The organism is Streptomyces bobili (assembly GCF_002154575.1).
Lineage (GTDB): Bacteria > Actinomycetota > Actinomycetes > Streptomycetales > Streptomycetaceae > Streptomyces > Streptomyces bobili.
This window is the reverse complement of the sequence record NZ_MUBA01000085.1, coordinates 47259-68475: the sequence shown is the minus strand read 5'-3', so window position 1 is coordinate 68475 and position 21217 is coordinate 47259. Positions and strand designations below refer to the sequence as shown.

General features: G+C 72.1%; 20 protein-coding genes. 5 read left to right on the top strand and 15 right to left on the bottom strand.

The genetic code is table 11. The annotated features are described in order from the left end of the window. Window positions 1–512 precede the first annotated feature (512 nt). The gene (locus BZL64_RS08330; RefSeq protein WP_086767615.1) at window positions 513–3353 is read left to right on the top strand and encodes a helix-turn-helix transcriptional regulator; all 2841 of its coding nucleotides are present in this window, start codon (window positions 513–515) and stop codon (window positions 3351–3353) included. Window positions 3354–3657: 304 nt separating this feature from the next. Next, window positions 3658–4449 (top strand): S1 family peptidase, encoded by a 792-nt coding sequence (locus BZL64_RS08325; RefSeq protein ID WP_086767613.1) that lies wholly within the window; start codon window positions 3658–3660, stop codon window positions 4447–4449. Between the two features lie 135 nt (window positions 4450–4584). Here BZL64_RS08325 and BZL64_RS08320 read toward each other — a convergent pair whose 3' ends face one another. The 5 genes from BZL64_RS08320 to BZL64_RS08300 form a co-directional block, all read right to left on the bottom strand. Then, a complete protein-coding gene (locus tag BZL64_RS08320; protein ID WP_086767611.1) occupies window positions 4585–5703 on the bottom strand; it encodes a winged helix DNA-binding domain-containing protein in 1119 nt (372 codons plus the stop codon). Between the two features lie 142 nt (window positions 5704–5845). Beyond that, window positions 5846–6700: an ABC transporter permease gene (locus tag BZL64_RS08315; RefSeq protein WP_086767609.1), complete on the bottom strand. Its 855-nt coding sequence runs from the start codon at window positions 6698–6700 to the stop codon at window positions 5846–5848. Next, window positions 6697–7677, bottom strand: coding sequence for an ATP-binding cassette domain-containing protein (locus BZL64_RS08310; protein WP_086767607.1), 981 nt, complete (start codon window positions 7675–7677; stop codon window positions 6697–6699). Before BZL64_RS08310 ends, BZL64_RS08315 begins: the two co-directional genes overlap by 4 nt. Before the next feature lie 190 nt (window positions 7678–7867). Then, the gene (locus BZL64_RS08305; protein ID WP_086767639.1) at window positions 7868–8476 is read right to left on the bottom strand and encodes a PadR family transcriptional regulator; all 609 of its coding nucleotides are present in this window, start codon (window positions 8474–8476) and stop codon (window positions 7868–7870) included. A 164-nt stretch (window positions 8477–8640) separates the two neighbouring features. Beyond that, window positions 8641–9072, bottom strand: coding sequence for an ester cyclase (locus BZL64_RS08300; protein ID WP_208639390.1), 432 nt, complete (start codon window positions 9070–9072; stop codon window positions 8641–8643). Window positions 9073–9295: 223 nt separating this feature from the next. Here BZL64_RS08300 and BZL64_RS08295 point away from each other — a divergent pair, with 223 nt between their 5' ends. Both BZL64_RS08295 and BZL64_RS08290 read left to right on the top strand, forming a co-directional pair. After that, window positions 9296–10141, top strand: coding sequence for an NAD(P)H-binding protein (locus tag BZL64_RS08295; protein ID WP_086767603.1), 846 nt, complete (start codon window positions 9296–9298; stop codon window positions 10139–10141). Window positions 10142–10155: 14 nt separating this feature from the next. Further along, on the top strand, window positions 10156–10887 hold the full coding sequence (locus BZL64_RS08290; protein ID WP_086767601.1) for a class I SAM-dependent DNA methyltransferase: 732 nt from the start codon (window positions 10156–10158) through the stop codon (window positions 10885–10887). Window positions 10888–10948: 61 nt separating this feature from the next. On the opposite strand, the gene BZL64_RS08285 is transcribed toward BZL64_RS08290, so the two are convergent. From BZL64_RS08285 to BZL64_RS08270, 4 genes are all read right to left on the bottom strand, one after another. Next, window positions 10949–12577, bottom strand: a complete 1629-nt coding sequence (locus BZL64_RS08285; RefSeq protein ID WP_208639389.1) for an FAD-binding oxidoreductase — start codon at window positions 12575–12577, stop codon at window positions 10949–10951. Between the two features lie 75 nt (window positions 12578–12652). Then, window positions 12653–13123 carry a nitroreductase family deazaflavin-dependent oxidoreductase gene (locus tag BZL64_RS08280; RefSeq protein WP_086767599.1) on the bottom strand — a complete coding sequence of 157 codons (471 nt, stop codon included), beginning with the start codon at window positions 13121–13123 and terminating at the stop codon, window positions 12653–12655. Window positions 13124–13208: 85 nt separating this feature from the next. Further along, window positions 13209–14051, bottom strand: coding sequence for an AfsR/SARP family transcriptional regulator (locus BZL64_RS08275; protein WP_086767598.1), 843 nt, complete (start codon window positions 14049–14051; stop codon window positions 13209–13211). Window positions 14052–14094: 43 nt separating this feature from the next. Continuing rightward, on the bottom strand, window positions 14095–14529 hold the full coding sequence (locus BZL64_RS08270) for an ester cyclase (protein ID WP_107430233.1): 435 nt from the start codon (window positions 14527–14529) through the stop codon (window positions 14095–14097). A 202-nt stretch (window positions 14530–14731) separates the two neighbouring features. On the opposite strand from BZL64_RS08270, the gene BZL64_RS08265 reads away from it, so the two are divergent. After that, complete coding sequence (locus BZL64_RS08265) at window positions 14732–15592, top strand: class I SAM-dependent methyltransferase (RefSeq protein WP_086767594.1); 861 nt, start codon at window positions 14732–14734, stop codon at window positions 15590–15592. A gap of 54 nt (window positions 15593–15646) precedes the next feature. Here BZL64_RS08265 and BZL64_RS08260 read toward each other — a convergent pair whose 3' ends face one another. The 6 genes from BZL64_RS08260 to BZL64_RS08235 all read right to left on the bottom strand — a co-directional run bounded on the left by BZL64_RS08260 (window position 15647) and on the right by BZL64_RS08235 (window position 21073). Next, window positions 15647–16690, bottom strand: coding sequence for an acyltransferase domain-containing protein (locus BZL64_RS08260; RefSeq protein WP_266464284.1), 1044 nt, complete (start codon window positions 16688–16690; stop codon window positions 15647–15649). Further along, window positions 16687–17796: a ketoacyl-ACP synthase III family protein gene (locus tag BZL64_RS08255; protein WP_086767592.1), complete on the bottom strand. Its 1110-nt coding sequence runs from the start codon at window positions 17794–17796 to the stop codon at window positions 16687–16689. The genes BZL64_RS08260 and BZL64_RS08255 overlap by 4 nt, the downstream gene beginning before the upstream one ends. Then, entirely contained in the window at window positions 17793–18068 is a 276-nt protein-coding gene (locus tag BZL64_RS08250; RefSeq protein ID WP_086767590.1) for an acyl carrier protein, read from the bottom strand. The genes BZL64_RS08255 and BZL64_RS08250 overlap by 4 nt, the downstream gene beginning before the upstream one ends. 148 nt (window positions 18069–18216) lie before the next feature. Beyond that, the gene (locus BZL64_RS08245) at window positions 18217–19440 is read right to left on the bottom strand and encodes a ketosynthase chain-length factor (RefSeq protein ID WP_086767588.1); all 1224 of its coding nucleotides are present in this window, start codon (window positions 19438–19440) and stop codon (window positions 18217–18219) included. Further along, window positions 19437–20708, bottom strand: a complete 1272-nt coding sequence (locus BZL64_RS08240; protein ID WP_086767586.1) for a beta-ketoacyl-[acyl-carrier-protein] synthase family protein — start codon at window positions 20706–20708, stop codon at window positions 19437–19439. The genes BZL64_RS08245 and BZL64_RS08240 overlap by 4 nt, the downstream gene beginning before the upstream one ends. Continuing rightward, window positions 20705–21073, bottom strand: a complete 369-nt coding sequence (locus BZL64_RS08235) for an antibiotic biosynthesis monooxygenase family protein (RefSeq protein WP_086767583.1) — start codon at window positions 21071–21073, stop codon at window positions 20705–20707. The genes BZL64_RS08240 and BZL64_RS08235 overlap by 4 nt, the downstream gene beginning before the upstream one ends. Window positions 21074–21217: the final 144 nt, after the last annotated feature.

Here is a 21217-nt window from a genome sequence, read left to right as displayed (position 1 = left end):
ATGGGTTGGCGCGAGCGGGGCAGGGCTGCTGCCGTGGGAACGGGTTGCCGTCGTACGGCAGGGCGCCTGTCGAAGGGACCGTCGCTGCCGTAGCCCTGTGGTGCCGCGGTAGGGGAAGGTTGCTGCCGTGGGGCAGGCTGCTCGCTCCGGGGTCCGGCCCGGCGCCGGGCGGCTAGGTTGCTCCCACAGGAACCGGCTCCTCAGGAACCGGCTGCTGCCGCAGGAAACGGTTGCTGGACGTCGACCGACATCGGAAGCGGTTACCGTCACAGCGCACCGTGCCGACGGTGGGAGACGGGCGGGAGACGGGCGGGAGCACGAGCTGCGGCACCGGCCGTGAGGGAGCGTACGGATCAAGCCAGGGAGGCTCCGGGACGATGAGTGTCCATTCAAACGTCACCTCGATGAATTTCTGTATGCCCCAGTTGTTATCTCCCTCACGACGCCGTCCTTCCGGATTTCAAAGAGACGTTGCCTAGAATTCGGTCCGGACACGACACTCGGAGGGAGCGGTGACCGTGCGACGGGACTTCAAGGAGCCTGCCAGATGCCGCCCCGACCTGGTCATCGGCAGGGACGAACTGTTCACGTCCGCCCATGAGCAGCTCACGCGCGGCGGCAGCGTGCTGCTGCACGGCCCGGCCGGAATAGGAAAATCGACCGTGCTGCGGGCATTGGCCGCGGATTACGGCGACGCGGCCCGCACCGTCCTGCGCTGCTCGGCGACCGAGTCCGAAAGCCACCTGCCCTTCCTGGCCCTGGCCGATCTGTTCGGCCTGGTCCTCGACGAGGTGGCCGACAAGCTGCCCTCCGCCCAGCGCACCGCCCTGGAGTCGGCGCTGACCGGCCGCGGCGAATCGACTCTGCAGCGCGACGGCCTCGCCCTGCGCCTGGCCGTGCTGTCCGCGCTGCGCGCCCTCGCCGCCGTGAAGCCGGTCCTGCTCGTCGCCGACGACATGCAGTGGCTCGACTCGGCCAGCGCCGAACTCCTCGGCTTCGCCGCCCGCCGCCTGGGCGACACCCCCGTGCAACTGCTGTGCGCGGTCCGGACCGAGGGCCAGGAGTACGACCGCCATCTACGCGCGTCCCCGCCCGACACCCTCGCCGTCCGCCTGAACCCGCTCTCCCCCGCCCAGGTGTCCGCGCTGCTCGACCACCGGGGCTACACGGACCTGCCCCGTTCCACGGTCCGCGAGATCCACCGCACCAGCGGCGGCAACCCCTTGTTCGCCCTGGAGCTGGGCCGTGCCCTCGGTGAGAACCCGACCCCGCCGCGTCCCGGCGAGCCGCTGCCGGTGCCGACCTCGCTGCGCGCCCTGGTGCTGAGCCGCCTCGACATGCTGTCCGGCGAGGCCCGCCGCACCCTGCTCGTGGCCAGCGCGGGCGCCCGTCCCACGCTGGCGCTGCTGCACGCGGCCGGCCGGGAGAACGCCGAGGCCGAGACCGCCCAGGCGGCGGCGCTGGGGCTGCTGGCGACGGAGCCCGAGGGGCCGGCCGTACGGTTCGCGCATCCGTTGATCTCGGCGGCGCTGTACGCGGAGGCGCCGGCGCAGGAGCGGCGGGCCGCACACACCGCGCTGTCCACGGCGGCGTCCGATCCGATCGAGCGGGCCCGACATCTCGCGCTGTCGACCACCGGGACCGATCCGCAGGTGGCCGCCCGGCTCGCCGAGGCCGCCGCGCTGGCCCGGGACCGGGGCGCGCCCTCGGTGGCCGCCTCGCTCGGGCTGCTCGCCGCCCGGCACACGCCGGCCCGGCACAGCGCCGCGGACGACGGGCCGGCCCCGGACGAGCGGCGGCTGGAGGCCGCCGAGGACGCGATCATCGCGGGCGAGGTGGACCTCGCCCGCGACATCGCCCACGAGGTGCTGACCCGGGCGACGGCGCCCGCCGAGCGGGTGCGGGCCTGGATGGTGGTGATCGAGGCGGCCGGGCAGGCGCTCGGCGACGTCGACGCCGTCTACCCACAGGTGCTCGCCGACGCGGGCGACGACCCCGTGCTGCTCGCGCAGGTCCACTACCAGCTGGCCTGGCGCGGGCTGGTCGTCCAGGGCGACTTCGCGGAGGCCCGCGAACAGGCCGCGCACGCCGCGGAGCTGGCCGCGCGCGGCGGTGACCGGCGCAACGAGCTGATGGCGCTGGCCCTCCAGGCCTCGACGGAGACGCTGATGGGCCACCCGGACGCGCCCGCGACGATCAAGCGGGCGCTGAAGGAGCCTCAGGACCCGTATGTGGCGTGCCATCACAACGGGACGGGCATGGCCAGGTTCCGCTGGCTGCTGATGAGCGATCAGCTGCCCGAGGCCCGCTCGACGATCACGGCGTTGCTGCGCGAGGCGCGCCGGCGCGGCATGGTCGAGAGCGAGGTGCACTTCCAGCGTTTCCTCGCCGAGACGGAGCTGCGCTCCGGGCACTGCGGGCGCGCCCTGGACCTGGCCCGCGAGAGCCTGCGGCTGGCCCGCGACTCGGGTATCGGCCTGGGCGCCTCCGCGATGCTCACCTCCCTCGCCGAGGCGTCCGGCGGTGAGGTGGGCCGGGCCCTGGAGCTGGCCCGCGAGGCCACCGGGCGCGCCGAGGAGGACGGCGACCAGATGTATCTGTCGCGGGCCCTGGCCGCGCTGGGCCACGCCCAGTCGGTCGCCGGGGACGCCGCGGGAGCGGTGGCCTCGCTGCGCCGGGTGCGGGAGCTGGAGGTGGGTCTCGGCATCAACGACCCGGCCCGCGGCCGCTGGCAGGGCGACCTCGCCGAGGCGCTGGTCCGGGTGGGCGAGCCGGGCGAGGCGCAGGAACTCATCGACGTCACGCGCGCGCACGCGCTCCGGCTGGGCCGGGAGAGCATCCTGGCGGTGCTGGACCGGGCGGAGGCGCTGGTGCGGGCCGCGCAGGGCGACCAGGAGGGTGCGCTGGTCCGGCTGACGTCGGTTCAGGACCGGTTCGCCAAGCTGGGGTACGGGCTGGAGGAGGCGCGGGCGGCGTTCGCCATGGCCCGGCTGCGCACCCGGCGGCCGGGTCCGACGTCGTACGACGAGGCGGCGCGGTTGTTCCGGCGGTGCCGGGCGCTGCCGTGGCTGCGGCAGGTCGAGGCGGCCGGCGCGCAGGAGTCGGCCGGTACGGCCGCAACGGCCGCCGTGCCGGCGCCGGTTCCCGCGTTCGACGCGCTGGAGGGGCTGGCGTCGATGGAGCGTCAGGTGGCCGCGCTGGTGATGGAGGGCGCCACCAACCGGGAGATAGCCGCGCGCCTGTTCATCAGTGTCAAGACGGTGGAGGCGACCCTGACCCGGGTCTACCGCAAGCTGGGGATCCGCTCGCGGGTGGACATCGTCCGGCTGGCGGCGGGACGCCACGCGAAGTGAGGACCACGCGGGTTCACTGACTGCGCGGGTTCACCGACTGCGCGGGTTCACCGACGCGTGGGCTCACCGACGCGACGAGATGGCAGGGCGGACGGGATTCCGGGAGCGCCGGTTCCCGGATCGACCGAGGGTTTTCCCTCCCCAACTCCCTTAGGGGAGTCCCTCATTGGGGTCGAGGGGCACCCGGTTCTAGCGTAAGGGACGTGCCGCTCGCCGGGCACACGGGGGTCGGTCCCGCGACTCCCGTGCATTCCCCCCACACCCGCGCGACCCCCCACCGGCAACTCCCTCAGCAAGGAGATCGATGTTCGGGATCACCCGCGCCAGGAAGGCCGCGGCTCTCGTCGCGGCCTCGGCCGCAGCGGTCGCGACCGCACTGCTCAGCGCCCCCAACGCTGTGGCAGCCCCCCAGCCGATCGTCGGCGGCAGCACGACCACGACGACCGCGTACCCGTTCATGATGCAGATCACGGACGCCTCGCAGAACCAGTTCTGCGGCGGCACGCTCGTGTCGGCGACCAAGGTGGTCACCGCCGCACACTGCATGGTCGGTGAGACGACCAGCAGCGTGCGGGTCGTCGGCGGCCGTACCTACCTCAACGGCACCAACGGCACGGTCAGCCGGGTCAGCAAGATCTGGATCAACCCGGACTACACCGACGCCACCAACGGCGACGACGTGGCCGTACTGACCCTGTCGACGTCGATGCCCTACACCAAGGCGTCGTACGTCACCTCCTCCCAGACCAGCCTGTACGCGGCCGGCACCACCGCCCGGGTGCTCGGCTGGGGCACGACCTCCGCGAGCGGCAGCTCCTCCAACCAGCTGCGCACCGCGACCGTGCCGATCGTTTCCAACTCCAGCTGTGCGAGCAGCTACGGCTCCGACTTCGTCGCGAGCGACATGGTCTGCGCCGGATACACATCCGGCGGCGTAGACACCTGCCAGGGCGACAGCGGCGGTCCCCTGCTCATCGGGGGCGTCCTGGCAGGTATCACTTCATGGGGCGAGGGCTGCGCGGAAGCCGGTTACCCGGGTGTCTACACCCGGCTGACCACCTTCTCCAGCCTCGTGACCGCGCAGGTGAACTCGTAGTCCGTACTCACCGCGTGACCCCGAAGAACCCCTGAGCACCCCTCAGGTGAAAGACCGGGGGGCGCTGCGAGCCTCCACGAGCGGCCCGCAGCGCCCCCTCTCCACGTCCTCGTACGGCCCCCGGCCGCCCCGGCCCTACCGGAGCACCGCGCCGAAACGGATGTCGTACGACGCCGCCTCCCCGTACATCGCCTTCAGCAGCCGCTCCCCCTCGCCCGTCACCTCCTGTTGCCGTTGCCTGCCGAGCGGGGTGAACGGCTCGACGACGAGGGCGTCCGCCTCCAGCTTCCACACCCCGGCGAGGAAACCGTCGACGAGGAGTGTGCGGTAGGCCTGGTTGCCCTGCCAGGAACGGCCGTGGTGCTCGGGCGGGACGACCCGGGCGCGGTCGGCGTGGGAGAGCAGCAGGTTGTCGAACTCGGGCAGGAAACGCGGCGGGGCCGGGGTGTCCGGGTCCGGGCGCGGGGCGTCGGGCAGGTCGAAGAGCTCGACGCCGTTCTCGTCGCGGAAGGTGACGAGCCGCGGGCGCAGGCGTTCGAAGACCTCGCGCAGCCGGGTCAGTCCGGACCAGGTCTGCATGTCCTTGACGGAGGCCGGGCCGAAGGCGGCGAGGTAGCGCAGGGCGACGGCGTCGGGTGCCGGGGCCGGCTCCGCGGGGCGGCCCAGCCAGTGTTCGGCGGTGGTGAGCACGACCTGCCCGCTCCTGCCCCACAGCCCGCGCGGGGTGATCTGGACCAGCGGGAGCTTGCAGCGGGCGGCGATCGCGAGGGCCTGCGGATCGGCGTCGGGCCACTCGTCGGACAGCACTTCCCGCAACTGATTCATGGTGCGCGGCTCGGCCTCCACGAGGTCACGGGCGAGGGCGGCCAGCCGGTCGAGGTCGACTCCCTGCAGCCCTTTGCGGAAGATCGTCAGCTCCCGGTCGCGGGCGGGCTGCACCAGCGGCCTCAGCGTCAGGCAGTCGTCCGCGGTGTGCGTGTGGATGGTCGAGCGCATGGTCACGATGCGGACGGCCTCGCGGTCGGCCATGAGCGCCGACAGCTGCTCCGGCGCGAAGCCGTCGAGACGGGCGGCGAGAGCGAAGTACGGCGGTTTCACGTTCTGGGCCTGGAGACCGAGGAGGTGCTCCACCGCGGCCTTGGCCGACAGCGCGGACCGGCTCAGGAGGAGTTGGCGGTCGAGGGTGGCCCGGTTGAGGGCGCGGGGGCCGAGCAGCGGGGCCGGGGCGGTGGACGTCGTCCTCGTCTTCCTCATACGAGGACGGTAGCGGGGATCGAGGCCGGTTCCTGGCCTATATCCCCGGCCGTACGGCCGGGAGCCACGGCAGCTCAGGGGCGGCCGGCGGGGGATGACGACCGGTCCTGGCTGCCGTGGCTCGTCGTGGGGCCCCGAAGGGCTAGCCGCGGCTCTTGGCGCGGTACAGGTACATCGTCAGCGGGGCGAAGATCGCCGTGATGATCGCGCAGGCCAGCAGGACCGAGCCGATGTCGGCGCCGCTCGCGTTGCCGTGGACCAGTCCGCGTACTGCGGTGGCGGCGTCGCTGACCGGGTTGATCTCGACGATCGCCTCCATCCAGCCGGGCATGGTGTCGGGCTCCACGAAGATGTTGCTCGTGAAGACGAGGGGGAACATCACCAGCATGCTGGTGCCGGACACCGTCTCGGGTGCCTTGGCGACCACGCCGAGGGCGGCGAAGATCCAGCTGACGCTCAGGGCGAAGACCAGCAGCAGGAGCATCGCGGCGAGGACGCCACCCACCCCGCCGTCGGGGCGGAAGCCCAGGGCGAGGCCGACGCTCATCGTCGTGGTGAGGGCCAGTACGTAGCGGACGACGTCACCGAGGAGGCTGCCCACGATGGTGGCCGGCTGCCAGAACGGCAGCGTGCGGAAGCGGTCGTAGATGCCCTTGGTGATGTCCATGTTGAGCGCGGTGCCGGTGTAGACCGTGGGCATGACGACCGTCTGGACGAGGACGCCCGGCAGGAAGTACTGGAGGTACTCCTTCGTCGATCCGGCGAACGCGCCGCCGAAGAGGTAGGTGAAGGTCAGCAGGAAGATGATCGGCATCAGCGTGACGTCGAACAGCACGGCCACGCCGTAGTGCTTCATCTTCCGCATCGTCCGCCAGGCCGAGACCCGTACGGCGGTCAGCGGGTTGGGGCGGGAGGGGCGGATCTGGCTGGTGAGGGCCTTGCGCAGGGCGTCGGTGTGCGCGCCGGGGATCGCGGCCGTCTCGGAGGTGAGGGTCATGCGGCGTCCTCCTGGGTGTCGGTGTCCTCCTGTGCGGGGCGCCCGGTCAGGGCCAGGAAGACCTCGTCGAGACTGGGCCGGCCGAACGCGAAGTCGGCGACGGCGATCTCGGAGTGGGCGAGTTCGGTGAGGGCCTTGGCGACCCGTTCGGAGTCGTCCGTGCGCACGGAGAGCGCGAACGGATCGGACTCCTGGAAGACCGGGGCCGCCAGTGCCCGGGTGAGCAACTGGGAGGCCTCGGGGCGGCTTTCGGCGTTCACGAGCCGGACGTGCAGGGCTCCCGTGCCCACCGATGCCTTCAACTCGCCGGTGGTGCCCTCGGCGATGACCCGGCCGTGGTCGATGACGGCGATCCGGTCGGCCAGTTGGTCGGCCTCGTCGAGGTACTGGGTGGTGAGCAGGATCGTGGTGCCCAGTGCCACCATGGCCCGCACGCTGTCCCACACCTGGCCGCGGCTGCGCGGGTCGAGGCCGGTGGTCGGCTCGTCCAGGAAGAGCAGGTCGGGGGTGACGACGAGGCTGGCGGCGATGTCGAGCCGCCGGCGCATGCCGCCGGAGAAGGTCTTGGACTGCCGCCCGGCCGCCTTGGTCAGGTCGAACGCCGCGAGCAGTTCCTCGGAGCGCTCCGCGGCCTGTGAGCGGGAGAAGCCCAGCAGGCGGGCCAGCAGCGTCAGGTTCTCTGTGGCGGTGAGATCCTCGTCGATGGAGGCGAACTGGCCGGTGAGGCTGACCCGGCTGCGTACCGCCTCGGCCTCCCTGACGACGTCGTGCCCGAGCACCTTGGCGGTGCCGCCGTCGGGGGTGAGCAGGGTGGCCAGCATCCGGATCGTCGTCGTCTTGCCGGCGCCGTTGGGTCCCAGCACGCCGTACACGACGCCCTGGGGGATGGCGAGGTCGACGCCGTCGACGGCGCGGGTCTCACCGAAGCTCTTGACGAGACCCGATGTCTCGATGGCAAGGGTGGATTGCGAACTCAATCTGTGACTCCTCGGTCCTGATGCGCCACGAGGGCCCTCGCGCCACGGTCGGCGCACGGAGCGGACCCCTGAGGGTGGAAGGGCGGGAACGAACGGCACTCAGGGTCAGTAATCAAATTTGACCACTGCTCAAGCTAGAGCACCGGCGACCCACTATGCAAGTTTGATTAGTGGCACAAATGAAGGCCTGTCAGTGCGCCGACGGAGCACCGAGCGCATGCCGGGAGCCCGGTGCCCCCAAGGGGTCGCGGTCCTCCCCCGCCAGTTCGTACTCCCCTGAACTCACCCGTTCCAGCAGGTCACGGGTCCACTCGACGCCGAGGTCGGCGTACCGCATGCGCATCCTCCACAGTTCGGCCAGCTGCGGGGGCAGCCCTTCGGCCCGCGCCGTCCCGGATTCCTCGCGCAGCACCGCGCGCTGTGCCTCCAGGACGCCCAGGCGCCTCGACAGGGCGGCGACGGCACGGTCACGGGAGAGGGCGGGCATCAGCGCGAGGCCGGCCCTGAGCGTGTCGTCGCGGCGTTCGGGCCGCTCCAGGGCGTCGACGAGCAGCCGGAAGAACTCCTCGTCCCCCTCGGGGGTCACGCTGTAGTCCACCCGCCCCGGCCAGTCCATGATCTCGCTGGCCTCCAGCAGGCCGTCCTTCGCCAGCTGTCGCAGCGCGTGGTAGATCGAGCCGGGCTTGACGTTGGCCCAGTCGTCGATCCCCCAGGACAGCAGCTCGGCACGTACGCGGTATCCGTGCGTCCTGCCGAAGCCGCGCACCACCCCGAGGACCAGTAATCGCGTCGCCGACATCGTCACTCCGTTCCGTCCTGTGCGGCGTTCCGCTGCCTGCCGCCTGTCCGGCGTCAGCATAGTGAGCCGCCGGAACGCGGAAGCGGGGCGCGGGGACGACTCGCCCCGCACCCCCTTCGCTCCCGCGACGCGGCGGCGGACGAGCCGGCCGGTGCGGTGGCGGGTCAGGCGCTCGCCTCCAGGGCGACCTTCGGGACGTCCGGCAGCTTGCCGAGGTGGACCAGGAGGGGGCGCATGTTGATGACGTCCCAGTGCTCCACGACCTTGCCGTCGACGAAGCGCAGTTCCTCCACCAGGTGCCAGCTGACCCGCTGTCCGGTGGGCTGTACGCCCATGAACTCGCCCTGGTGGGTGGCGGTCACGGTGATCCGCAGCGCGACCCGGTCCTCCTCGGCCATGATGCTCTTCACTTCGAGCTGGAGATCGGGGAACGCCTTCAGCCCGCCCTCCATGAGCTTCACCATGTCGGCGGAACTCACCTCGTTGTCCTCGGAGTAGTGCACGATGTCCGGCGACCAGTGCTTGATGATCCCGCTCAGGTCCCACCGGTTCCAGGCGGCGACCATTTCCAGACACAGCGCCTTGCGCTCGGCCATTGACATGGCGTCTCCTCGCAGTCTCGCGGATGATGTCACGCCAGCCTGCCCGTCCCCCGCCTGAGAACGGCTACAGGAACCGTCCATTCCCCCTGGAGCCGCCGGAGCGTGCCCGGATCCATCCGGGCTCACGGGTTCCTCTAGTCCCGCCCGCCAGCCTTGCCCGGGAGCCACTGCCCCGGCGGACCGCCGGGGGCACCGTTCCACTCGCCGAGGAGGAGTCTTGAACATCCTGTTGACCGGCGCCACGGGCACCGTCGGCCGCCATGTGACGGAAGGTCTGGCGGCCTCCGGGCACCGGGTCAGGGCGCTCACCCGGTCACCCGCGGCGGCCTCGCTGCCGGCCGGCGTCGAAGTCGTCCAGGGTGACCTGGAACGGCCGGAGACCCTGGCCGCCGCCCTGGAGGACGTCGAGCGGATGTACCTCTTCCCGGTCCCCGAGACCGCCCACGAGGTCGCCACGCTGGCCCGCAAGGCGGGGGTCCGGCACATCGTCGTCCTGTCGTCCAGTTCGGTGCTCAGCGACGACGAGGCCAATCACAGCGCCCGGCACCACCGGACGGTCGAGCGGGCGGTCGAGGACAGCGGGGTGGCGTGGACCTTCGTACGCCCGGACGAGTTCGCCGTCAACGTGCTGTGGAAGTGGGGTCACTCCATCCGGACGGAGAGCGTGGTGCGCGCCCCGTACGGCAGGGCCGCCCGCGCACTCGTCCACGAGGCGGACGTCGCCGCGGTGGCGGTGGCCGCGCTGTTGGAGGACGGTCATGAGGGCGCGAGCTACGAGGTGACCGGCCCCCGGGCCCTGACCCAGATCGAACAGGTCGCCGTGCTGGCCCGCACGCTCGGCCGGGAGATCCGCTTCGAGGAGCTGAGCCGCGACGCCGGGCGGGCCGCGATGAGCGGCTCCATGCCGCCCCCGGTCGTCGAGATGGTCCTCGACTACCTGGCGGAGTCCGCAGTCACCCCCGGTCCGGTCACGGATGTCGTGCGGAAGGTCACGGGCCGGGAGGCACGCACCTTCGCCCACTGGGCCGCGGACCACGTCGACAGTTTCGGCACCGCCGGCTGAAGGAGCGAACCCCCATGTACGGACCCGGAATGGCCGAGATCTACGAGCTGCTCCACGAGTCACGCGGAAAGGACTACCGGGCGGAGGCCGCCACGGTCGCCGGACTCGCGCGGTCCCGCAATCCGCAGGCCGCCTCGCTGCTGGACGTCGCCTGCGGCACCGGCGCCCATCTGCGGCACTTCGCCGGGCACTTCGACAAGGTGGAGGGGCTGGAGCTGTCCGACGCCATGCTGTCGATGGCCCGCACCGCGGTACCCGCCGCCGTCCTGCACAGCGGTGACATGCGCGACCTCGCCCTGGGGCGCTCGTACGACGTGATCACCTGCATGTTCGGCTCGATCGCCTATCTGAAGGACACCGCGGAACTGACGTCGGCGCTGCGGTCGTTCGCGGAGCACCTGACGGCGGACGGTGTCGTGGCGGTCGATCCGTGGTGGTTCCTGGAGACCTCCCTGGAACACCACGTGTCCGGGGACACGGTGACCGTGGGGAGGAGGACGATGACCCGCGTCTCGTACACGGAACGCGAGGGGCACACCTCGCACATGTCCGTGCACTACGTGGTGGCCGAACCGGGAAGCGGCGTACGGCACTTCGCGGAGCGGCACGCCCTCACCCTGTTCACCCGGGCCCAGTACGAGGAGGCGTTCGCGCGGGCGGGTCTGCGTGTCACCTATGTCGGCGGCATCCAGTCGGGCCGGGGACTGTTCCTCGCGGAGCGCGCGCGGCCGGCCGCGCGGGACTGAGCACGCCCACGCGCAAGGGGCGGTGGCCGCGGGACGCGGCCACCGCCCCTTCGGCGACCGGTCAGCCGGGCGGGCGCACCGACAACGCGTGCCGGAAGACGTCCCGCGGATCCCAGCGCGCCTTGACCCTCTGCAGGCGCGGGTAGTTCCCCTTGTAGTAGAGCGTGTACCAGGGGACGCCCGAGGTGTTCCACCGCGGGTCGGCCAGGTCGACGTCGGGATAGTTGATGAAGGTGCCCTCCGTGCGGTCGTCGGGCACCGGAACACCGCCGGTGGTGGCGAAGATCTCGCGGTAGATCTCCCGGATCCAGGCGAGGTTGGCGTCGTCGTGGGCGGGATCCATCCAGGTCGCCGACATCCACACCTTGATGATGGAGTCGCGCTGGGCCGTGGCGGTGGCCGTCTCCGGCACGGAGTTGACCTTGCCTCCGTAGGAGTAGAGCGAGACCTCTCCCCAGACCTGGGAGTCGGCGCTCAGATGGCGGTAGAGCGTGGCGGCCTGGGCGGCGGTCCAGGGCTTGCGCAGATACGCGCCCTTGGACTTGGTCCGGTCGAAGCCGCCGGTGTCGAACTTGTTGGCCAGCGTGGCGCGCAGCCACGGCTCCGTGGTCCGCTGCACGGCGGGCTCGACACCGGTGCCCTCGTTGACCGCGGCCACGAAGTCGTTCAGCAGGGTCTCGGCGCCGTCCAGGCCGCCGTCGGTCTGGATGTCCAGCAGGATCTGCCCGGCCGCACGGCTGTTGAGGTAGAAGACGCTGTGCATGCTGGCGTACGGGGTGCCGGCGGCGCTGTTGCGCTGGTGCCAGGCCCCGTGGTTGTCGATGATCCGGGTGAACGCCTCCTCGGTGAGAGCGGACCAGTCCCAGGTCACGATGTGCCGCAGGGTGGACGTGGGGGCCTTGGGCAGGAGTGCGGACGGGTCGGTGCCGGTGGCGCCGGGCGTGCGGAACCAGTACCGGGTGACGATCCCGAAGTTGCCTCCGCCGCCGCCGGTGTGGGCCCACCACAGCTCGCGGTTGGGGTCGTCCGCGGCGCTCGTGGCCACGACCTTGCGGGCCTGGCCCGAGGCGTCCACGACGACGACCTCGACCGCGTGGAGATGGTCGGCCACCACGCCGTCCCGGCGGGACAGCGGACCGTAGCCTCCGCCCAGGACATGGCCGCCGACTCCCACCTGGGGGCAGACGCCGGCCGGGATGGTCACGCCCCAGTCGAGGTACAGGGCCCGGTAGGTCTCCCCGAGGGTGGCTCCGGGTTCCACGGCGAACGCCCGCTTGCCGGAGTCGTAGAAGACCTGCCTCATCTGGGACATGTCGATGACGGCCCGGACGGCGGGATCGTCCACGAAGCCCTCGAAGCAGTGCCCGCCGCTGCGCACCGCGATCCGCCGGCCCGCGGCCACGGCCTGGTTCACCGCGTCGACGACCTGGTCCGCGGTGTGGACGACGTACACGACGTCGGGCCGGCCGCGGAAGCGCCCGTTGAAGCCCCTGGTGACCAGGTCCTGGTAGCGCCGGTCCGCCCGGTCCACCTTCACCAGCGAGGTCCGCGCGCCGCACGCGCCACCGTCCGCCGCTTCGGGGACGGCCGCCTCGGCGGCCGGGGCTCCGCCCAGGGCCGTGGTCACCACGGTGGTTCCGCCGACCGCTGCCGCGGTGCCGAGGAATCCGCGGCGCGTGAATTCGTTCAACACAAACACCCTTTCTTTACCTGCCGTAAATTTTCTTCGAACATTCGGCCCCGGCTCGGTTCCGGGTCGTGGTGATCACTTCTCGACGGGCTCCAGGATGACCACCGGAATTTCCCGGTCGGTCTTCTTCTGGTAACTCTTGTACTGGGGAAAGAGCCCCGTCATCAGCTTCCAGAGATCCGGCTTCTCCTCGGCGGTCGCCGTGCGGGCCCGCACATCGAGATGTTCCTCACCTATCTGGACGTGGGCCTCCGGCGAGGCGACGAGGTTGAGGTACCACAAGGGGTGCTCGGGTTTTCCCCCGTTCGATCCGACGACGATGATGTTGCCGCCGTCCCGGCCGTAGATCACCGCGGTGCGGCGGAGCCGGCCCGATTTCCGGCCGCGGGTGGTCAGGAGCAGCGTGTCGAGCCCGTACCACTTCTGCCCCTCCTTCCCGCCGCTGCGGTCGTAACGGCGGATGTGCGCCGCCACCCACCCCGTGGGGCTGTCCAGGGGCGCCTCGTCCCGCTGTTCCGTCGGCTGCGACTGGTCCTTCTCCGGCATGACCCCTCCCGAACTAATCAAATTTAGCTAGTGGGCACCCTAGCCACGCCTGATCGAGCAGCGCAATCACGTGTGGTCACGCCCGTCAGTACGACCGTCCGCCCCCGAAGGCCGTGGCCGGCGCGGCGACCGCGGGCCGGCGCACGGTGAAGCGGGGTTCGAAGGCGGTGTCCGCGTTCAGCACCGCCTGGTGCAGCCGCTGCACCTGCGGACCCGGCTCCAGGCCGAGGCCCGCCACCAGCGCACCCCGCAGCCGGTGGAAGACCTGCAACGCCTGGGCCCGCCGCCCGCTGAGGTGCAGGGCCCACATGTACTGGCCGTGCAGCCCCTCGTGCAGCGGGTTCTCCACCGTGAGGGCGGCCAGCTCGGCGAGCACCTCGCGGTACATGCCGAGCCGCAGCTCCACGTCGACCAGGTACTCGAACGCGGCGAGCCGGGACTCCTCCAGCTGCCGGCGCCTGCTCTCCAGCACCCGCCCCGCCGGTACGTCCGCCAGCGCGGGGCCCCGCCACAGCAGCAGCGCCTCGTTCAGGTCCCGTATCCCGGCCGCGTCGTCGCCGCGCGCCAGGGCCTCGCGGCCGGAGGTCACGAGACGCTGGTAGCGGTGGACGTCGAGCACGCCGGCCTCCGCGGCCAGCGCGTAGCCGCCCGCCCGCGTCACCAGGACGTCGCGGGCCACCTCCGCGGTGGTCAGTCCGGTGACCGCGGAGAACATCTTGCGCAGATTCAGGATGTACGTCTGCAGCGTGGTCAGGCCGCTGACCGGCGGGTCCTCGTCCCACAGGTCCCGCACCAGCGACGGCACGGGCACCACCTGCCCCGCGTGGACGAGCAGCATCGCCAGCACGTTCCGCAGTTTCGGGGCGCTCGGCGCGGTGGTCGCACCGTTCACCCGCACGTACAGCGGTCCCAGAACACCGAACTCCATCGTGCCCCCCTCGTTCCCGCCGTCTCCCGCCGTCGAAGCCGCCTCAGGGACGGCGGTGCTCGGTCTCCGGCCACGGCTCGCCGAGCTGGCGGTAGGTGCCCTGGTAGTCGGGCCAGTCGCGGTGGTGGTGGATCTTCCCGTCGACGAAGTGCAGGAGGTGGATCTGCTCGCCGGAGAACAGCCGTCCGGTCGGCGCCATGCCGACCATCTCACCGACGTGCCGGCCGTAGAGCACCAGCCGGGCGCGCACCCAGTCGGCCCGCTCCTCGATGCCGACCTCCTCCAGACGCGCCTCCTCGGAGAACGTCTTCTTGACCCACGCGACATTGATCGCGAAAAGTTCCGGGCCGCGCAGCGAGGTGAATTCCAGGGTTCCCGGATTCATGTATTCCGGATGGATGTAGTCGGCCACATCATCCGTTTTCCCGGTGTTGTACGCCTCGACCATGCGCCGAACGGCCGCTATCTGCTCACTCACGCCTGCTCCTTCTGAATCGGTCACTACCGTGCCGGAACCAATTCTTAGGAGACGGCACGACCGCGAACAAGAGCCGACAGGCCCTCCAGGGGCTCCTTTTGGTTTTGTCCAGCCGCATTCCAGCGGCACTCCAAGAGCACTCCACCCGCGCCCGAGAGCGGAGGGGAAAAGTGGAAAATCCACCGAGAGAGCGGGAGAGCCAGTGGACACGTCCACCTACAAATCCGAAGTGGCGGCGGCCTTCAACAGCGCCGCGGCGACCTACGACCGGCTCGGCGTGGAATTCTTCACCCCGATGGGCCGACGTCTGGTGGAACGCGCGGCACCTGCCGTCGGCGCCCGGGTCCTCGACGTCGGCTGCGGGCGGGGCGCCTGCGTCTTCCCGGCAGCCGAACGCGTGGGGCCCGAGGGCCGTGTCGTGGGCATCGACGTCGCCGAGGCGATGATCGAGGAGGCCACGAAGGAGGCGGCGCTGCGCGACGCCGCCATGGTGGAACTGCGGGTGATGGACGGGGAACACCCCGACTTCGCGCCGCACTCCTTCGACGTGGTCCTGGGCAGCTACAGCGTCATCTTCCTGCCCGACGCCCCCACGGCGCTGGCCCGTTACGCGCCGCTGCTCTCCCCCGGGGGCCGACTCGCCTTCACCAGCCCGGTGTTCAGCGACGACACCTTCCCCTTCCTGCCCCCCGTGTTCACCGAACTGATCCCGCGCGAGCTGCTGCTGGACCTGCCGCCGCAGTGGCAGCCCGAACAGCTCCAGCAGCGCTTCAACAGCTGGCTCGCGGACCCGCGGGACCTCACCCGCACGCTGGAGCGGTGCGGCTTCCAGGAGGTGACGGTCGTCGACGAACCCGTCACGCTGGTGGCCGAATCGGGCCTGGCCTGGGTGGACTGGTCGCACACCCAGGGGATGCGCCTGCTCTGGAACCACCTGGCGCAGGACAAACGGCAGCAGCTGCGGGAGCGGCTGATCACCTCGCTCGACGCGATGCGGGACGGGGACGGCCCGCTCACCATCGACACCCCCGTGCGGTACGTCACCGCGACCGTGGGGAACTGACGTCCCGCCCCCGGGCGGTTCACGGGGACGGGACGTCACCTCTTCTTCCGCGGGTCAGCCGGCCGCGGCCCGCCGTGACGGCCGGCCGCGGTCCCCGCTCGCGGGGGCGGCCGGCCACCCCGCCGCCGTGATCCGCTCCGCGGCGGCGGCCACCGCGGCGCGGTCCGCCTCCGGCGGCCCCGGCCGCGCCGGGAGCAGCGACACCACGGCGCTGCTGCCCCGGCGCACAGCCGGGTGCCGGCGGACCAGCTGGGACAGCCCCTGTCCCGGCCCCACCTCCACCAGCAGATGGTCGCCGGTGGCCAGCAGTCCCTCCAGAGCGGGCCAGAACAGCACCGGTGCCACCGGCTGTCGCGCCCAGAAGGCGGGGTCGCCGATGTCGGACTCCGTCAGCGGGGCGGCGGTGTAGGCGGAGTGGACCGGCACGGCCGGCGGGTTTTTGCGGGCCGCTGCGAAGACCGCGGCGGCCCCCCGGCAGGCGGGTTCGAGCACCGGACTGTGGAAGGCGCTCAGCGACGGCACCCGGCGGCAGACGAACCCGGCCTCCCGCAGGGCGCGGTCCACCTCGTCCAGCGGGCCGTCGGGTCCGGCGAGCACGGTCTGCCGCGGGGCGTTGACCGCGCCGACCACGACGTCTCCCCTCAGGTACGGGGCCACTTCCGCCGTGGACGCGGCCACCGCGAGCATGCCGCCCGGCGGAGCCGCCGACAGCCGCCGTATCCGGTCGAGCACCAGGCCGGCGGCGTCCCGCGGAGCGAACACCCCGGCCAGTGTGGCCGCCGCCAGCTCTCCGATGCTGTGCCCGAGGAGCGCCGCCGGGCGCACCCCCCAACCCAGCACCAGCCGCCCCAGCGCGTGGTCCACGGCGAAGAGCAGCGGCTGTGAGCGGGTGACGTGATCGATGTCCGTGGCGGGCCGTTCGGCCAGCCAGTCGTCGCGCAGCGGACCGCCCTCGGGGCCCGCCGCGTCGAAGAACTCGTCCATGGCCTCGGTGAACACCGGCTCGTGCCCGTAGAGCCCCGCGGCCATCCGCCGGTGCTGGGAGCCCTGGCCCGGCAGCAGCAGGGCGACCGGCAGGGCCTGTGCGGCGCCGGTCACGCGGCACCCGCCGTACCCGCCGTAGCGGCCCAGCCGGGCCGTTCCAGCATCTCGACGACCGCGCAGGAGTAGGTGAACCCGGCGCCCACGCTCATCCACAGGACCATGTCGCCGGGGCCGACGCTCCCGGAGCCGACGAGATGGTCGAAGCCGGCGATCTGGTCACCGGCCCCCAGGTGCCCGACACCGCGGCTCCACTCCCAGGTGGTGCGGTCCTCCCCGATCCCGAGGCGGTTGAGGAACCCGGCCCGCAATCGCTTGCGGCCCATGTGGGGAAGGACGAAGCGGTCGATGTCGGCCAGCTCGGCCCCGGCCGCCGCGAGGGCCCGGCCGAGGGCGGCGTCCTGCGCGGCCGCGCTCGCGGCGATCACCTGGGTCACCCGGCGGGAGGTGAGGAAGTCCTTCTTACAGGCTTCCAGGTCGACGACGGGACGGTGGCTGAACGGTGCGCTCCCGAAGGGGTCGTCACCGCGGTGCATCCCCTCCAGCTCGGGCGCGGAGACGGTGGCCAGTCCTCGGATCCTGGCGAACCCCTCCTGCGAGGACAGCACCAGCGCGGTGCCCCCGTCCCCGTAGAAGGTGCCCGGATCGCTGCGCCAGCGGTCGAAGCCGGGCGGGCGGAAGGCGTCACCGGTCGTCACCAGGACGCGCCGGCCCGCCGCCCCGGCCCGCCGCCCGGCGCTCAGGTGGTCGACGGCGAGGCCGAGCGCGGCCATGCCGCCGTTGGACACCTGGCCGACCTCGATCGCGGGGCAGTGGTTGCCGACGGCGACGCGCTGGACGTAGGAGGCGGGCGCCCACAGGTCGTGCCCCTGGTAGAAGAAGCTGGCGTGCAGGATCAGCGACACGTCGTCGGAGCCGCCGCGCGCGAGGGCGGTCCTGGCCGCCCTCGCCGCCATCTCGGGGGCCGGCTCGTCCTGCGCCACGGCCACCGAGACCATGGCGGTGGCCGTGGCCAGCGCCTCGTCGCACAGCCCGGCCGCCACCGCCTGCGCGACAGGCGCGCGGGGCGGCAGCCAGACGCCGCACCCCGCGATCCGGATGTCCTGCGCGGGGGCCTGTACGAGGGGAGCGCCGCTCGCGGGGTCGAGGTGCTCCTCGGTCATCCGGCGGCCTCCACCACGGGCGCGCTGCGGGCCAGTTCGGCGTTGACGACGTCGACGAACGCGGCGGGCGTCAGCACCTCGCCCACCGTCTCCTCGGGCAGGGCGATGCCGAGGCCCCGCTCCACCCTGCTGATCGCCTCCATGAGCGCGAGAGAGTCGTAGCCGAGCAGGGCGAACTCCTGCTCCGCGGCGTCGGCCAGATCGACGGCCTCCTCCTCGCCCGCGCACTCGCGCATGATCTGGAAAAGCTCTTCTACCGTGAAAGCGGACATGACGTCTCCAAAGGCGGCCGTACGGGCCGCGGGTGGGGGCCGGCCGCCGACTGGCCGGCCGGGTGAACGGATGGCGGCGGCCTCGGCCGCCTTTGGGGTGACGGCTCGGGGCGCCAGGAGTGACGGCTCAGGCCGCCGGGATGACGGCTCAGGCCGCCGACGGGCGGCGTACGACCATGGCGCTGTTGAAGCCGCCGCGTCCCCGGGCCAGGACCAGCGCCGCGTCTCCGCGGACGGGCCGGGCGGAGCCGGTCACCAGGTCGATGTCGTAGGCGGGGTCCGGTCCGTCGACGTGGACCGTCGGCGGGACGACGCCGTCGCGCAGCGCGAACAGGGCGGTGACGAGATCGAGCGGGGCGGCGCCCGCGTAGAGACGCCCCGTCATGCTCTTGGGGACCGTCACGGGTACGCCCCGGGGACCGAAGACGTCGGTGAGCGCCCGCGCCTCGGCCCGGTCGGGTTCCGGTTCACCGGCGCCGTCCGCGAGGACGAAGGCGATGTCCCGCGGGCTCAGCCCGGCGTCGGCCAGCGCGCCCCGGATCGCCCGGTCCAGGTTGGCGGGCCGGCCCGAGCCGGGACGGGGGTCGAAGGTGGCGGCGTACCCGCTGATCTCCCCGTGGCTGCGTGCCCCGCGCGCCCGTGCCCGTTCCCCGTCCTCCAGGGTCAGGATCGCCCCGCCCTCGCCCGGCACATGGCCGTCGGCCGCCGGGTCGAACGGCCGGTAGGCGCGGGCCGGGTCGTCGCTCTCGCTGAGCATTCCGGCGGAGATCTGCGCCGCGAGCCCGTAGGGGCACAGCGAGGCGTCCATGCCGCCGGACAGCATGACCGGAGTGCCCTTGCGGATCCGGCGTCTGGCCTGTGCCACCGCGTCGAGACCGCCCGCCTGGTCGGTGACGAGCACTCCGGTGGGGCCGCGCAGATCGTGCCGGATGGAGATCTGGCCGGAGTTGACCGCGTAGAACCAGGCGAAGGACATGTACGCGCTGACGTGCCGGGGGTCCTTGCCCCACAGATGGCCCAGTTCGCGCTGGCCGAACTCGAACCCGCCGGAGGCGCTGGCGGTGACGACCCCGCGCTCGCCCGCCGGCAGGCTGTCGGCGGACAGTCCGGAGTCCCGCAGTGCCCACTCGGAGCCCGTCAGGGCGAACTGCGTGGTGCGGTCGGTCTGCGGCACGAGCCGGCTCGGGAGGTGCTCGCGTGCCGAGAACCCGGTGACCTCGCCGGCCAGCCGGGAGGGATACGAGGCGGGCTCGAAGCGGGTGATGCGGCCGATGCCGCTCTCGGCGCGCAGGGTGGCCGCCCAGAACTCCTCCGCCCCGATCCCGTTGGGCGCGAGCACACCGATTCCGGTGACCACGGTCGCGGCGCTCATGAGCGGCCCCCTTCGGCGCTGGTGAGCACCATCGCGCTCTGGAATCCGCCGAAGCCGCTGCCCACCGTCAGCACGGTGTCGGTGGCCTGATCGCGCGCGGTCAGCGGGACGTAGTCGAGGTCGAGCTGGGGATCGGGCTCGTGCAGTCCCGCCGTGGGCGGCACCACTCCGTGCCGGATCACCAGGGCGGAGGCGACGGCCTCGATGGAGCCGACGGCGCCCAGCGAGTGACCGATGACCGCCTTGATGGAGCTGACCGGGACCCGGCGGGCGTGCTCGCCCAGGCTGTGCTTGATCGCGGCCGTCTCGTGGATGTCGTTCTGCCGGGTGGCCGTGCCGTGCGCGTTGACGTAACCGACGGCTTCGCGGTCGATGCGGGCGTCGTCGAGGGCGCCGGTGATGGCGGCGGACATCTCCAGTCCGTCGGGGCGCAGTCCGGTCATGTGGTGGGCGTTGGCCCGCCCGGCGTAGCCCGCGATCTCGGCGTAGATCTGTGCTCCGCGCCGCAGGGCCGACTCCCGCTCCTCCAGGACGAGTACGGCCGCGCCCTCGCCGAGCACGAAGCCGCTGCGGGTCCTGTCGAAGGGCCGCGAGGCGTGCTCCGGGGTGTCGTTGCGCGGCGAGGTCGCCTTGATGGCGTCGAAACAGGCCACGGTGATGGGTGCGATGGGTGCGTCGCTGCCACCGGCGATCATGATGTCGACGGCGCCCTCCCTGATGAGGTCGAGCGCGTGCCCGAGGGAGTCGAGACCGGAGGTGCAGCCCGCCGAGACGAGCGCCGCGGGGCCCTCGGCGCCGGCCTCCCACGCCACTTCGGCCGCCATCGAACTCGGCACGAAGTAGTCGTACAGGTACGGGGTACCCGCGGCGTGATCGACCAGCCACCGCTGCCCGCCGTCACTGCGCGCGACGTACTCCTCCTCCAGCTTCTGGGTGCACCCCACGGCGGAGCCGAGGCTGACCCCGGTGCGGTGGGCGTTCCTCTCGTCGATCTCGATGCCGCTGTCGGCGAGCGCCTCGCGCGCGGCGACCACCGCGAACTGGGTGGCACGGTCCAGCCGTGCGGTGTCACGGACGGTCAGGCCCGAGCGGACGCCGTCGAAGTCGCACTCCGCGGCCATCCGGGAGCGGAACCCGGAGGCGTCGAAGGCCGTGATGGTCCTGGTCGCGGAGACACCGGAGACGATGCGTTCCCAGAAGGCCTTGGTGCCGATGCCGCCCGGAGCGATCACTCCCAGCCCGGTGATCACCACCCGGCGGGCGGTCATATCTCCTCCCCTTCGGACGCCGGACCGTCGAGACCCGGGGCGCCCTCGCGGCGCAGCCGTACCAGATACAGTTCCGGCCGGCTCTCGCTCAGGGCGCGCAGCGCGCCGGCGTGCGGCCGGAAGCCGTCGTGCGCGACGGCCGCGCGGAACGAGGCGAGGTCCCGCCACTCGGCGACGTTGACGTACTGGCCGGGCCGTTCCGCGTGCCGGCAGAGCGTGTGCCGGACGAAACCCGGCTGCCGTGCCATGAACTCCGACGTCCGCGCGAACTCCTTCTCGAACACCTCGGGTTCGGCGTGCACGGTGAAGGTGTTCACGAAGGTGACGGCGTCGGCCCCCTCGGTGCCTGGCTCATGATCCGTCATCGATGGCCTCCTCATTGGCCGGTCGGTTGTGACCCGGCGTCGCTTGACACCGTGCGTTCGTTCGTTTCGTACCAAGCTGCGGGCCTGGTCTCGGAGGCGGGTGGAAGGCCGATGGAGCGCGGGCCGGGCCGGGGGTCGAGCGCA

What these genes read in the sequence shown, in the direction of transcription:
- BZL64_RS08250 (WP_086767590.1), bottom strand. Translation starts at nt 18,068, where the DNA reads ATGTCCGCTTTCACGGTAGAAGAGCTTTTCCAGATCATGCGCGAGTGC.
- BZL64_RS08320 (WP_086767611.1), bottom strand. Translation starts at nt 5,703, where the DNA reads ATGAGGAAGACGAGGACGACGTCCACCGCCCCGGCCCCGCTGCTCGGC.
- BZL64_RS08280 (WP_086767599.1), bottom strand. Translation starts at nt 13,123, where the DNA reads ATGCCGGAGAAGGACCAGTCGCAGCCGACGGAACAGCGGGACGAGGCG.
- BZL64_RS08255 (WP_086767592.1), bottom strand. Translation starts at nt 17,796, where the DNA reads ATGACCGAGGAGCACCTCGACCCCGCGAGCGGCGCTCCCCTCGTACAG.
- BZL64_RS08275 (WP_086767598.1), bottom strand. Translation starts at nt 14,051, where the DNA reads ATGGAGTTCGGTGTTCTGGGACCGCTGTACGTGCGGGTGAACGGTGCG.
- BZL64_RS08235 (WP_086767583.1), bottom strand. Translation starts at nt 21,073, where the DNA reads ATGACGGATCATGAGCCAGGCACCGAGGGGGCCGACGCCGTCACCTTC.
- BZL64_RS08305 (WP_086767639.1), bottom strand. Translation starts at nt 8,476, where the DNA reads ATGTCGGCGACGCGATTACTGGTCCTCGGGGTGGTGCGCGGCTTCGGC.
- BZL64_RS08300 (WP_208639390.1), bottom strand. Translation starts at nt 9,072, where the DNA reads ATGGCCGAGCGCAAGGCGCTGTGTCTGGAAATGGTCGCCGCCTGGAAC.
- BZL64_RS08315 (WP_086767609.1), bottom strand. Translation starts at nt 6,700, where the DNA reads ATGACCCTCACCTCCGAGACGGCCGCGATCCCCGGCGCGCACACCGAC.
- BZL64_RS08245 (WP_086767588.1), bottom strand. Translation starts at nt 19,440, where the DNA reads ATGAGCGCCGCGACCGTGGTCACCGGAATCGGTGTGCTCGCGCCCAAC.
- BZL64_RS08240 (WP_086767586.1), bottom strand. Translation starts at nt 20,708, where the DNA reads ATGACCGCCCGCCGGGTGGTGATCACCGGGCTGGGAGTGATCGCTCCG.
- BZL64_RS08325 (WP_086767613.1), top strand. Translation starts at nt 3,658, where the DNA reads ATGTTCGGGATCACCCGCGCCAGGAAGGCCGCGGCTCTCGTCGCGGCC.
- BZL64_RS08290 (WP_086767601.1), top strand. Translation starts at nt 10,156, where the DNA reads ATGTACGGACCCGGAATGGCCGAGATCTACGAGCTGCTCCACGAGTCA.